This window comes from Clostridium facile (genome assembly GCF_014297275.1).
GTDB classification, from domain to species: Bacteria; Bacillota; Clostridia; order Oscillospirales; family Ruminococcaceae; genus Massilioclostridium; species Massilioclostridium facile.
Genome location: NZ_JACOQK010000001.1, coordinates 1826351 through 1839174, shown reverse-complemented (window position 1 = coordinate 1839174; position 12824 = coordinate 1826351). Strand labels below are relative to the sequence as shown.

General features: G+C 37.5%; 13 protein-coding genes and 1 pseudogene. 3 read left to right on the top strand and 11 right to left on the bottom strand.

The annotated features are described in order from the left end of the window. Nucleotides 1-78: 78 nt before the first annotated feature. The 4 genes from H8Z77_RS07650 to H8Z77_RS07635 form a co-directional block, all read right to left on the bottom strand. Nucleotides 79-1548: a PepSY domain-containing protein gene (locus tag H8Z77_RS07650; RefSeq protein WP_186996655.1), complete on the bottom strand. Its 1470-nt coding sequence runs from the start codon at nucleotides 1546-1548 to the stop codon at nucleotides 79-81. Next, nucleotides 1535-2104, bottom strand: coding sequence for an RNA polymerase sigma factor (locus H8Z77_RS07645; RefSeq protein WP_186996654.1), 570 nt, complete (start codon nucleotides 2102-2104; stop codon nucleotides 1535-1537). The genes H8Z77_RS07650 and H8Z77_RS07645 overlap by 14 nt, the downstream gene beginning before the upstream one ends. A 106-nt stretch (nucleotides 2105-2210) precedes the next feature. Further along, nucleotides 2211-2840 (bottom strand): thiamine diphosphokinase, encoded by a 630-nt coding sequence (locus H8Z77_RS07640; RefSeq protein WP_186996653.1) that lies wholly within the window; start codon nucleotides 2838-2840, stop codon nucleotides 2211-2213. Between the two features lie 12 nt (nucleotides 2841-2852). Beyond that, entirely contained in the window at nucleotides 2853-3332 is a 480-nt protein-coding gene (locus H8Z77_RS07635; protein ID WP_069987341.1) for a pyridoxamine 5'-phosphate oxidase family protein, read from the bottom strand. 112 nt (nucleotides 3333-3444) lie between these two features. On the opposite strand from H8Z77_RS07635, the gene H8Z77_RS07630 reads away from it, so the two are divergent. Beyond that, complete coding sequence (locus tag H8Z77_RS07630; protein WP_186996652.1) at nucleotides 3445-4113, top strand: HAD family hydrolase; 669 nt, start codon at nucleotides 3445-3447, stop codon at nucleotides 4111-4113. A 209-nt stretch (nucleotides 4114-4322) separates the two neighbouring features. On the opposite strand, the pseudogene H8Z77_RS07625 reads toward H8Z77_RS07630, so the two are convergent. The 7 genes and pseudogenes from H8Z77_RS07625 to H8Z77_RS07595 form a co-directional block, all read right to left on the bottom strand. Beyond that, nucleotides 4323-4490, bottom strand: a pseudogene (locus H8Z77_RS07625) (zinc ribbon domain-containing protein); the annotation flags it as partial. Between the two features lie 35 nt (nucleotides 4491-4525). Next, a complete protein-coding gene (locus H8Z77_RS07620) occupies nucleotides 4526-5269 on the bottom strand; it encodes a C39 family peptidase (protein ID WP_186996651.1) in 744 nt (247 codons plus the stop codon). A gap of 235 nt (nucleotides 5270-5504) precedes the next feature. Continuing rightward, the gene (locus tag H8Z77_RS07615) at nucleotides 5505-6452 is read right to left on the bottom strand and encodes a hypothetical protein (RefSeq protein ID WP_069987339.1); all 948 of its coding nucleotides are present in this window, start codon (nucleotides 6450-6452) and stop codon (nucleotides 5505-5507) included. Then, nucleotides 6449-7879, bottom strand: a complete 1431-nt coding sequence (locus H8Z77_RS07610) for a sensor histidine kinase (protein ID WP_186996650.1) — start codon at nucleotides 7877-7879, stop codon at nucleotides 6449-6451. The genes H8Z77_RS07615 and H8Z77_RS07610 overlap by 4 nt, the downstream gene beginning before the upstream one ends. A gap of 10 nt (nucleotides 7880-7889) precedes the next feature. Then, entirely contained in the window at nucleotides 7890-8543 is a 654-nt protein-coding gene (locus H8Z77_RS07605) for a response regulator transcription factor (RefSeq protein WP_069987337.1), read from the bottom strand. A gap of 99 nt (nucleotides 8544-8642) precedes the next feature. Beyond that, nucleotides 8643-10157 (bottom strand): ribosomal protection-like ABC-F family protein, encoded by a 1515-nt coding sequence (gene abc-f / locus H8Z77_RS07600; RefSeq protein WP_186996649.1) that lies wholly within the window; start codon nucleotides 10155-10157, stop codon nucleotides 8643-8645. Between the two features lie 354 nt (nucleotides 10158-10511). Continuing rightward, entirely contained in the window at nucleotides 10512-11378 is an 867-nt protein-coding gene (locus tag H8Z77_RS07595; protein ID WP_207726004.1) for a damage-control phosphatase ARMT1 family protein, read from the bottom strand. A gap of 129 nt (nucleotides 11379-11507) precedes the next feature. Between H8Z77_RS07595 and H8Z77_RS07590 the strand changes: the two genes are divergently transcribed. Continuing rightward, nucleotides 11508-12176, top strand: coding sequence for a 4'-phosphopantetheinyl transferase family protein (locus H8Z77_RS07590; RefSeq protein WP_186996648.1), 669 nt, complete (start codon nucleotides 11508-11510; stop codon nucleotides 12174-12176). Between the two features lie 133 nt (nucleotides 12177-12309). Next, on the top strand, nucleotides 12310-12783 hold the full coding sequence (gene rimP, locus H8Z77_RS07585) for a ribosome maturation factor RimP (RefSeq protein WP_186996647.1): 474 nt from the start codon (nucleotides 12310-12312) through the stop codon (nucleotides 12781-12783). Nucleotides 12784-12824 lie beyond the last annotated feature (41 nt).

Below are 12824 nucleotides of genomic sequence, written 5' to 3'. Positions count from 1 at the left end.
GACTTTCCTATTATATTATACTTAAAATGTGACGATAAAAAACACCCATCTAAATTTTAGACGGGTATTTTTAAAACATCAATCATCAATATCTTGTTCCCATTTGATAATTGCACCATCGGATTTACGGATTTCACAATCATACTCTATATTTCCTTCCCGTAGTTCGATTTCATAAATTTCCTGTCCATTATCACGTTCCAGCTGAAAGGAAACAATCTGTGCATTTGGTGCTTTATTTTGCGCGATTCTTCTTGCTTCTTCTTCACTTATACTAGAGCCATTATTGCTACTTCCTCCTTGATTAAATTGTTCTTGGTCATAGGAAAGGACAGCACCGGAAGAAGCATCAATTTTGTAATCATATTCTGCATCTAAGGTGTAGAATTCTAGTTCGTATACCAGTTTATTATCATCATTCTCTAATTCTACCTTTTTAAAAGATGCAGCGTTGGCGGAAACACCAGCATGGGAAAGAGCCGCCTGTTTGGCCTGTTCTAAGGTAATTGTTGCTCCTTGCCCTTGTGGGGAAGTATTATTTGCATGGAATGGTTCAATTTCGTTAGAAACTACATCACCAGTTTGCGCATTGATGTTATAATCATATTCTTGGGTAGCAGTAAAAAACTCTACGTCGTATTCCACCATACCATCATCGTAATCCAGTTTTATTTTTTGAATTGTAACATCGTTTTCAGATAATCCAGCGTGGGATAGGGCAATTTCCTTTGCTTTTTCCTCCCCAATGTAAGCCTTATCACTGGCGGAACCAGTTGATTGGATCTTATTGTTCTGCTGGGAGTTCCCCTGGGATTCCAACAACAGGTTTAATTCATGAATCGAAAGTTTAGACATTTCTTCTATGGAATATAGTGGATTAATTTGGGTTAAGGTTTGGACTAACGCAGCTTTCCCCAATGAAATTTGATATTGATTGGCAAGTTCTTGAAGCTGTGTGTTTTTACTAATATTTTGCCCCAAAACAGCTCCTTGGATTGATTGGCCAGATAAGATACGGTTAATTTCCGCGACTAAATCCTGCTGTAACTGTGCGCCTTTATTGGCATTATCATTTTCTACAGTGACTAGAATAGAATTTGCCAGCTCATCGATATATCCATGTTTTACAAGGGAGCCTAGTAAGGCATTGACAGCAACGTTTAAATCTGTTCCTTTTAAGTCCATGCCATCCAATATAGCAACGGCATCCTCGTTTTGCGCCGTTACATCAACCACTTTTTCTTTTGCGTTGATGCTCATTTCAATACTTGGATTGACATCTAAAATAATTTCAGAATCTACAGATATATTTTGTGTGTAATAAACTGCGCCGAATGTGCTAATGATTCCAACGCATACCACCGCAGCGGCTACGGAAACCCAACGCACCCATTTAGGCGTTTTTTTCTTTGCGATATTCTGCTGCATATATTCTTCTCCTTTTGACAAATCACATTCAGAAAGAATCTTTTGTAGACGATCTGAATCGTTGGAAAAGGAGTGTTGAATCGTCATTTTAATTTTCTGTTCCATTTCACGGTTCTTCATCGTTGGATTCTTCCTTCCATGATTGTTTTAATTTTTTCATTGCTCTACGATATTTGGAAAGGGTAGTAGATAAAGGCAGATTGAAAAGTTCGCTAATTTCCCGGAATTTTAGTCCAGAAACTGCGTGTAACAAAATAATACGGTATTCTTCTGCTGATAAACGGAGCAGTAAATTGCGCAATAGATCTTTTTCCTCAAAATTGATGGCGGGAAGTTCCTCTTCAATCAACTTCCAGTTTTCCTCCGGCAGGGTAGTTTCCCTTTGACTGGAACGAATTTTCATGAATGCGGTGTATTTTGCGATTCCAAAAATCCATGCCATAGGCTTTCCTTGAGGCTGATAGTTCTTTGCGGAACGGTAAATGCCAATATAAGTATCCTGCATTGCGTCCTCCGCATCGTAATAATTTAAATAGGAAAGTAAAAAAGCGTGTACTGCTGCTTTGGTTTGCTGATACAAAAAAGCCAACGCTTCTTTTCTGCCTTCCGCAATCAATTGGATTTGGTATTCCAACCGCTGTTGATCATCAGCGGGGATGTTGTTTTGAATATTCATAATAATCTTTCTGCCCCTATCACTTACTAATTGCATGAGAAAGCGATTTTATTGCAATGAATCAAAAAATTTTTTTCAAAAAGAGAAATTTGTTAAAACGATTGGGTCAATAGCTCAGGTCACGGCACTGCATTACCAACAATAAGCCGTTTTGGAGGGAGATACTTCCCGTATCCGATAAAAACACATTGCTTACCCCTCTCGTTGTTCCTAAAGGGAGATCTTCCTGAATCAAAGGGTATTCAAAACCTTTGTTGGTAACACCGATACAATCTGTAATGGGGATTAAAGAGAGCAAATCTCCTGGATGTCCTTGTAATGTAATATTCTCTTGGGAACCCATTAACCGAATCTCATTGTTCTCATTTACGATTTTTGCAGAGATTTTTTGATCATGTAGCTGTTTTAAGAATAAGATATTCGCCAATGTATGGTCCATTCGGCTCCCAATACCACCCAATATCAAAATATCGTCACATCCCTGTTCTAGAGCTGCGGAAATGGCTATTTCTGTATCGGTATCGTCTTTTTTTGCAGGAAAAATCCGTATATTTTCAGTTGGCAAATCCGCATGGATGGAGTCCATATCCCCCACCAAAAGGTTTGGGGTGATTTCCATCTTAACAGCATGATCATAGCCACTGTCCGCACAGATAATATAGTCGTTTGGTTGAATGTATTGTTTGATAGCAGGATAATTCTGAATAGAACCTCCTGTAATAATAACTGCCCTCATTGGTTTCACCTTCTATCTTGGTTGTTGATGTTCTTTACAGGTCATCTCGGTTACCGTCAGTTTTAAAATGGTAATAGCAGTAAGGGATTGGTCAGAAAATTCCCAATTGGATGTTTTAGTATAATGTTGCATAATCACCTGTAACGCCTTTTTCTTTTGTTGGATTTCTTCTACAATAGAGATTTTACCTGCACCAATGATACTTTGATAGTAAAAAGAATAGTTGCAGGCAGTATTTCCTACAGAAAGCTGATGTTTTGTGTCCAATTCAAAACCCACTAATGGGTTTTGACGGATTAGATCTAGCTTTTTACCAAAGTTTGCGCTGTGAAAGTAAAAGATTGGAGTATCTTTCTCACGAAGATAGCCAAAATTTAATGGAACAATATAGGGTTTATCCTCATCTATCAATCCCAGGTGGCAACAGTCACAGGTTTGGATGATTTCCTCTATTTTTTGTATATTGTTTACTTCCCGATCTGCTCTGCGCATCAATAGGCCTCCAATAAATGGTTTTCTTTTATTATAACATGATTGATTTTGTGTTTTCAAGCAGATGTGCTATAATAGCAACATAGATTTTACATAGGATAGGTGGTTTTTTATGAGATATTGTGGTGTGATTTTTGATTTAGATGGAACCTTGTTGGATTCCAACTGGGTATGGGACAAAATAGATGAAGAATTTCCTAAAAAATTAGGATTGGATGTAAAAAAGAATTTTTATGATGAGATTGCCCATATGACAACAGATCAGGCAGCGGAATATATGATAAAGGAATACCATGTTTCACTAACCAATAAGGAATTACAACAGTTGTGGTTGGACATGGCACTGGATTTATACGAACACCAGGTAGAATTGAAGCCAGGAGCTATGGAATTATTACAAAAATTAAAACAGCAGGGGATACCATTTAGTTTGGCAACATCCAGTTTTCCAAACTTATGTAAACGCTCACTGACCAGGATTGGGATTTATCAAGATTTCCACACCATTTTATATAGTAATGATTTTGGAAAAAATAAAGAAAATCCAGATATTTATATGGCGGCAGCGGATGCCATGGGGGTTCCGTATCATCAATGCTTAGTGTTTGAGGATATCATAGCCCCATTGCAGGCACTGCACCGCATTGGAATGGGGTTTGCAGCCGTGTATGAGCCACACCATGAACGGACAGCGGCATTACTACAACAGCAGGCGGATTATTATATCCAAGATTTTAATGAGTTTTTAGAGAAATACTATTCTCAGACATTTGAAATTTAATAGAGAAATAGAGTGGTGCTATAGTAAAATTCATATTAATAATATTGAATTAGAAAAAACAGCGCTTCATATTGCAGTACTCATAAAAAGGTAAATCCTCCGAATGATTTTATCATACGGAGGATTTTCTATCAAAACTAGATGGTAAGGAACAACAAGTGTAGAGGAATCTGCTTTGATTCAACTTACTAGTAATAGAAATATGTGAATTACTCGTTTGAGTCCTTCCAATAATTTAATTTTGGTAACATATCTGTCATATATGCCCGAATTTGTTCGGAAGATAATTGTTCATTTGCCATGTGTTCTGCACAAAAATCAATTAAGTCGTTGATGTTATTGTATTTGAACGTTCCATTGGAGTAGCACCATTTGCAATATTCTTCATTTCATTTGTCGGAAATATTTAAAATTAGTTTGGGGTGACGATAACAGCTTGCTGCTGCATTTCCTGATAGCGCTGTTGTACCAGTTCTTTTGGATATTGGACCACCCCATGGTTTTGATAAGGATCATTAAAATAATAGGATTCCTCATCGTATCCGATGAAAACCATACAGTGTTCCGGCGCAATCCACTGAAAGGTAGAACCGTCTTGCTGGTAGATTTTTGTCCCCTCATAAGAGGACTTCATATCAATAGTTACCCAAACTAAAACGGGTTGCCCTTTGGAGATATAATCGTTTGCCAACTTTTCCAGGCTAATATTGTTAAGCGTTTTTGCGGTATGGTTTGTAAGTACCTGGTTTAACATATTGGTAATAACAGGTGCATAACATCCATAACTATTACTGTTTCTTGGATCGCCTACAAATACTTCATTTGGGTTTCCACCATATAGTTTACCCCCACTGCTCCAGATTTCCTGTTTGTCCAAATAACAATCAATCAGCTGATTTACAGGAATATCGTATTGGTAATATTGTAATACCATGGCCGCGCTGACAATTTCGCATCCAGTAGGATATTCATCTGACTGATTCATATAGGGGACGGATAGACATTTTTCTGTTTTATGGTTTGTATTTTGTAAAAAATATTCATTGCTTTTGCTGGAAACCCAACCTGTATTGAAAACTACGACAGCTATGGTTGTTATTACAAATAAAACAGATAAAACTGCTGTTAAATAATATTTGATTGACCCTTTCTTCATAAGATCTCCACCTCCTGTCTTTAGCTTAACAGAACAGTAGGCAAGGAGTATCCAAGAAAATGCAAAAAAGTTGTAAGAAATAGAGAAATTGCAAATACAAAACTTTTATCAAAAAAATGATGCCTTATGAAATGCTAAGATTGCAATCCATAAGGCAAAGATTTTCCGATACGGCGGTAACTGTTCAAATGATTGTATTGGAACCGGATATTTATGCAGTGAATGTAGGCCTTACCTAGTTGTTATAGATGATGGAAGAAAAATTTTCATCAATCAGGCTTAAAGTAGGAGATTCAAAAGAATATTTTTTCGAGTCTAAATACACAAAATCGTATCCAATAAAACGACAGGTATATGGGTCAAACCACAAAAAATAAAGGAAATTGGTAAGATAGGAAAAACAGACCAACTGGTCGGAGGTTTTTATCAGCTTTGTTGAGATATCCATGGAATAGTCATAAATTTCATCGCTATATTGGTAAGGACTGTAGAATTTTATTTGATTGTTTTGATCAGCTGCCATATAAGTATAAAGCAAGTGGGACTGAATATTCTCTATAGGCTTTTGCTTTAAATTTTGGTAGGATGTTTGTAAAATAGTCTGAAAATCTTTCGTATTAGAATGGTCAACGATTGGTGTAATGTGTACGGAATACAAAATTTCCTTTGTAATTGCTGCTTGTAGACGGTATTTTGTGTTGGAATCATCGTTGAAAGAAATGATTTGATCAATTATTAGGTTATAAGATCCTTTATCTTGTTCTGTTTGTTCCGTGATATAGGTGAACTCATAAATACATGGAATCTTAGCAAAATCTTCTCCGCAAGAAACAGAAAGATCGTTTTGTGAAAAATATATGTAATTTAATGAAATTTCAAGAACGTTTTTAGAATAAATTTCTAAATAATTCCATAGAATCGAAAATATATGGTTATAGCCGTTTCCTGGCCAATGATTGTCATAGGAAGGTTGGAATGCTTTGTATTGTTCAGTATCCCAGGGGAAAACCTGTAATTGTTGGTTGATGTTTGCACTGTTAATAGAGTTGGAAACAGAAAGAGGTGCGATACTGGAATCGCTCCGAAATAAAAAATAATCCATAACCGAAAAAGAAGAAAAAGAAAGCACTAAAATTAAAATAGAGCAGATAATTGTAATCAAAATAGAACGGAAACGTCTCAATTCATTTTCCCCCTTTCAAGATGAATGGTAACAGTAGTCCCTTCTCCTAACTGGCTTTCAATTTGGATATTGCCATGGTGGAGCTGGGCAATTTTTTCACATAGTGCCAGACCAAGTCCGGCCCCTCCTGCTTTTCGGGAACGGGATTTATCCACCATGTAAAACGGCTCGGTAACCTTTTTTAAATCTTCTTTGGAAATCCCCATTCCTTGGTCCTTTATAGAAATTGTAATCTCACCGTTGTCCAAATTATTTTGGAAAATCCAGATAGTACTTCCAGCTGGAGAAGCTTTGATGGCGTTTTCTAAAATATTGTATACCATAGAGCGGAATAATTCCGGTTCCATTTGCATTCTGCCACCTTCCAGCTGTTGTTGGATTTGAATTTTATGGTTTTGTAAAATAGGCTGAAAGGATTCCACGACTTCCTGTAACAATTGATTCAATTCGGTTTCCTGCATTTGTAATTTTTCCTGTCCAACCAAAATCAATTCCATTAGTTTTCCAGATAATCCACTGAGCCGCTTGGTTTCTTTTACAATGATTCCTGCATATTCTTGACGTTCTTGCTCGGATAAATCCTTTTTAATCCGTATAATATCCGCAAACCCTAAAATGGAGGTAAGCGGGGTTTTCATCTCATGGGCAAGATTGGCGATAAACTGCTGCCGATTTTCTGCTACCTGCTCCAAATCATCTATTTTTTCCTGGATAGAATCTGCCATTTGGTTCATGTTGGAGGCTAGTTCCAAGATCTCGGTGGAGCCCTTGCAGCTTAACCGTTTTTGGTAGTTCCCTTGGGCGATCTCTTTGGTCCCTTGGTTAATCCGTTGTAGTGGTCGGAGCAGGATTTGGACAAAAATCATCAAAACTCCAGCAATAAAAATAGAGCACAACATACTGAGCCATTGGGTAGAACGAATTTGCTGTTGATAACTCTGCTCGAGGTTGGTAATATCAAACGCGCTGGACAGATAGTATGTTTCATAATTTAATATAACCTTGGATGTGATAAGTAGGTGGGACTTAGAATCTGTCCGGACTAGCTGTGTTTGATAATCATCGGATTGTTCCGCTTGTTGTAACAATGGCTGGAAACTCCAAGGACAGTCACCAGAAGAAATCTGGTTTTGATTTTGGTCATAAATCCAAAAGGAAACAGCATCGTTATTATTTTTCGAAAGAATTTCCAGAACCGTATTTTTGACATATTCCTGATCTAAAATGAGCAGGGAAATTTTTAATTTCTCATAGTTGATGGCATTTTGTATGGAGTTAATCATAGAAATATGCTGTGTAAATGCCACCTGTTTTTGCTGTTGTATCGTCTGACGATAGTTGTTAGTCAAAAGCAGAAAAATAATTAAATTAACCGAACACACCGTTAAAAGCAGTGTACAAAGGAATATTTTTTGCCATAAACGCATTATTATTTCCTCATTGATCTAACCGGTACCCCAATTTTGGGATGGTTACCAGTTTATCTTTTAAACCTAATTTTTTTCGGATTTGTTGGATATGGATGTCCACTGTTCTGGTTTCCCCTTCGTATTCATAGCCCCAAATAGAGGATAAGAGCCGTTCCCTGGTGATGGCGATATTGGGATGTTTCAGGAAAAACACCAATACTTCAAACTCTTTTGGGGTTAGGTTGATAGGGATATCATTTCGGTACACCATATGCTGTTCGGTGTTCACTAAAATATTCTGGTAGGATAGCTGGGTGTTTTCCCGATGGGTACGGCGTAGGACAACTTCAATCCTTGCCAGCAGTTCCATTGCCTCAAACGGTTTGACAATATAATCTTCTGCTCCCAGACGCAACCCTTTTACTTTGTCGGTTACTTCCTGTAAGGCGGTTAAAAAAATCACTGGAATATCCAGATGGCGGATTTGTTCCAAAATAGAAAAACCATCCATATCCGGCAGCATGACATCTAACAGGATAAGGTCAAATGGCTGGGATAAAATTTGTTCTACCGCCTGTTTCCCGTTTTCGCAAGTGCTGCTTTGGTATCCACCAATTTCCAACGTAGTTTGGATCATTTTTGTAATGGAAGAGTCATCTTCTACAATAAAAATATGGTACATAGCATTCCTCTCTATCTTCTTACGCTATTATTAGTATGGCAGAAAAGGGTTTTTAAGTATGCAATAAAATGTAAGGGAAATGTAAAAACCTCTTATGTATCATACAATATTTTTGTGAATAGGACAAGAAGATGACAATACAACTTGTTTGGTGGCAACATGTTCCAGAAAAGATTGGTCGTGTTCCACAAACAGGAGGGTGGGCTGGTATTGCAGCAGCAATTCTTCTATCTGGATGCGGGAGTACAAATCAATATAATTAAGGGGTTCGTCCCAAAGATATAAATGGGCAGGTTTGCATAAGCTGGCAGCAAGGTATATTTTTTTCTTTTGCCCATTGCTATAACCCTCCATTGGCAGATCAAAAAGGGAGCGGGAGAAATCCAGTTTCCTTAAAATTGCCTTGAATAGGCTTTCTTCTAAGTTGTGCTGTTGGATAAATTCTTTTAGATCTCCGTTTAGCTGGGAACAGTCCTGAGGAAGATAGGAAATTTGTAAATTGGGATGAATTGAGATTTCACCCTGATAAGGAATGGAATAGCCCTGGAATAATTTTAAAATACTGGATTTTCCACATCCATTTTTTCCGCACAGCGCAATCCGATCCCCACGTTGGATGGTAAAGGCGACATCCTGGCAAACAGAAATATTATCATATGCAATAGAGAGATTAGAGCAGGATGCTACTGTATTCGTATGCCAAACAAGGGGGGACAATTTTAGGGTAGCGGTTGTTTCGATATTTTTAAGCAAAGAAGATTTTTGCTCAATTGCCTTTTGGCGGCGTTGTTGTATGGACTTAGAGCGTTGCATCATTTTAGCGGATTTGTGTCCAATATATCCTCTGTCCGGCTTTAAGCCTGAAATTCGGGTCCCGATTTTAGTTTTTTCCAATTTGTCTGACCAATTGGCAGTTTGCTGGGCTGATTTTTGTAAACGACAAATCTCTTTTTGTAGTTTTTCATTTTCCATTTGTTCAAACTGATCTTGACGCCGTTTGTTCTCCAGCCAGCTGGAACAATTTCCTTGTTGTACCTCTATATTGTTTCGGTTTATGGAAAGGATATGGTCTACACACTGGTCTAGAAAAGTTCTATCATGGGAAACCAGCAGAAACCCCTGTTTCTTTTGATTGAGATAGCGGGCAACCGTTTGGCGCCCATGCCAATCCAGATGGTTGGTGGGTTCATCAATCAATAAAAAGCTGTTTTCTTGTAAAAATAGGGACGCCAGTTGTATTTTTGTCTGTTCTCCATTACTTAATGTAGAATAAGGTCGATATAATACAGATTCATCCAATTTCAACAGGGAAAATTCCCGTTGAAACATCCATAAATCACAGTTGGGGTTGAATATCGAAAGCAAATCCACTACCATTTCATCCTGGTCAGGAATTCGCATTGGAAAATAATAAAGTGGTACTGCACAGGAGATAGTGCCAGTATAAGAGAATTCTTTTTGCAATAGGCGCAGGAAAGTGGTTTTTCCTCGTCCATTCCTACCAATAAATCCTAGTTTCCAATGGGTATCAAACTGGAAAGAGACATGGTCAAAGATGGTTTGATCATTTCCATCATAAGAAAAGGTTAAATTTTGAATTGAAATCAAAGACATTTAAAATTCCCCCTTATATTATTTTATGACATCAAAAAAGGCCGCAGAAAAGTAATTCTGTGGCCTGGTTCAAACAAAGGGGAAGAAAGAGAATTCTCCCTAGGAACAACGGGACAAAACCATGAGTTACTTTCCTGCAAGGGGTACAACAAACAAAACGGGCTTGCCGTTGGTTTAATTTGTTTCCCCAATTTGATTAGCAGGAAGTATTTCTCATGTTTTCATCTCCAAACTGATTTTATTTTTCGGGTTTAGTATAGCAAGAAGTAAGTCCCTTGTCAAGTATAACGCAAAAACAAATAATACAAATTGTTGAGTTGTGTTATTTTAATACGAAATATTAGTTAAAGGTTTTTATATTTGTACATCCCTTTCGTTAATAAAAACACCATCCAAATGGTTTAAGTGGAACCGGTTTACAAATAGCTGGCATTTACATAAAAAAAGGTAGTAGATATTTAAACCGCAGCCGTGCAAACTCTCAAAATTCCCTTGCCCTTTGGAAATGATAATATCCGCTTGTTGAATTGCTTGTTTTGCCTCATCGGAAATTAACTCCAATTCAGTGCCGGCGATATCTGTCCCATTTTCTAATACCTGAAACTCCTGGTCCATCTTGCACTGTTTAGCATCCTGTAAGGTGGTGTCGTTTAAAATAGGGGCTCCTCGGACAATAACAGTGATATCCAGGTTATATTTTTTTAATTGCTGCAACAATAGCATATCCAATACGATTTCGCCGCAGTTGTCGGTTAAGTACACCAATTTTTTTGCGGAATTTAACTGTTCGCAAAACTGCTGATAGGTTTTTTGGTCAATGGTTTGTTCTAATGCAGTTTCCAACAGATGGTCTAAATCCTCTGTATTGACCTGGTTCATTGCTCCAAAATCAATGTAATTGCCTGCCCGAGCATACTGGATTCCTGCCAACAATGGGTCAGCCGCATGGTTGATTTTATTCTGGATTTGTTCCATACGCTCTAATAGATATGCATTATATTGCTGTTTTAATTCTGCGTAATCATCCTGTTTTCCAAAATAGTTTTGATAAACTCGATTGATCGTCGAAGTTAAATAAGGAGCGGATGCCTGTTCCTGAGAGTTGGCGATTGCTCCTAACACATCTTTTAAATAATGCAGCTGTTTTTCAGTATCCTCATGGGCTACTCGTTTTTGCTGTTTTTGGACTAAGCAGGGGATACAGGAAGGATTTAACTTCATTTCAGTTCACCTTTTTCTATATTATTTAAGATATTTTTATTATACTTTAGTTTCTCAACCATGTCAAAAAATTGATTCTAGTTTATTGTTTGTGGTACAATAGTAAAAATAATGAAAGGGGAAGAATGAATGGAACCGGTTTTGTTGCTTTGCTCAATTGCAGGTAAGAAAATAGAACAACAGAAGATAATTCAACAATTGCCAGAACATCGGTTGAAAAAAATTAGACTGATGAAGTGTGAGAAGGATAAGCTACGCTGTTTTTATTCCTGGAAGCTGTTGGAGTATGGAATACAACATTATTTTGGTTTGAATTGCGCTGATTTACAATGGAATGTTGACCAACACGGAAAACCTTATTTTCAGGATGCCCCTCAAATCCAGTTTAATATAAGCCATTCTGGGGATTGGATTGGGATTGCACTCCATCAGAAACCCATTGGAGTTGATTTGCAACAAATTCGACCGGAAAAATCCAGGGTGGCAAAACGGGTTATGGTTCCAGAGGAATGGGAATATTATTCTTGTAGCAGAAACCCGGTTGAATTTTTCTTCACCTTATGGACATTAAAAGAAAGTTATTGTAAATACCAAGGGGAGGGGATTACCTTGGGACTATCCCGATTTATGTGTTATGAAGATCATGGCAAAATTATAACTGACTGCACTGGATGCCAGTTTTATTCTTATGCTGATTTACCTGGGTATCAGGTGGCAGTTTGCTGTGAATCTACTCAGAAACCAAGTATTTTGGTCATAAACCTGAAAAACCTGGAAAGAACAAAGGGAAACGGTTGACATCCCTTTTGTTTTGTGTTACCATAGTAGTGGTAAATATGGTAATTGGAAAGACTGGGTCGCGACCCGGTCTTTCGTTTATATTAAAGCAAATTTTTTGGAGGTTAACAGCCTGGATACAAAGGAGGATATTATGGCCAAAAGCAACACAGTTACTCTGGTAACAGAGATAGCAAAGCCAATTGCGGAGCAATTTGGTTTGATGTTATGGGATGTAGCATTTGAAAAAGAAGGCGCATCCTGGTTTTTACGTGTCTTTTTAGACCGTCCAGATGGAATTATGGAAGTGAGCGACTGTGAAAATGTGAGCCGTTTACTAAGTGACAAATTGGATGAATTGGATCCAATTGACCAAAGCTATTACCTGGAAGTATCTTCTGCCGGATTGGGCCGCAAACTAAAAAAGCAGCAGCATTTTGATGCTTTTTTAGGGCAACAGGTGACGATTAAATTAATTCGTCCAATAGAAAAGCAAAGGGAGTTTACAGGAATTTTAGAATCCTTTGAAAATCAGATTGTTACCATCCAAACCGATAAAGGTGAATTTTCTGTGCCATTTTCGGATTGTTCCTATGTAAAACTGGATGATGATTTAGATTTGTTTTAGCAAAATCAAAATATGAATATTGGATCGTAAATGTGGAAGGA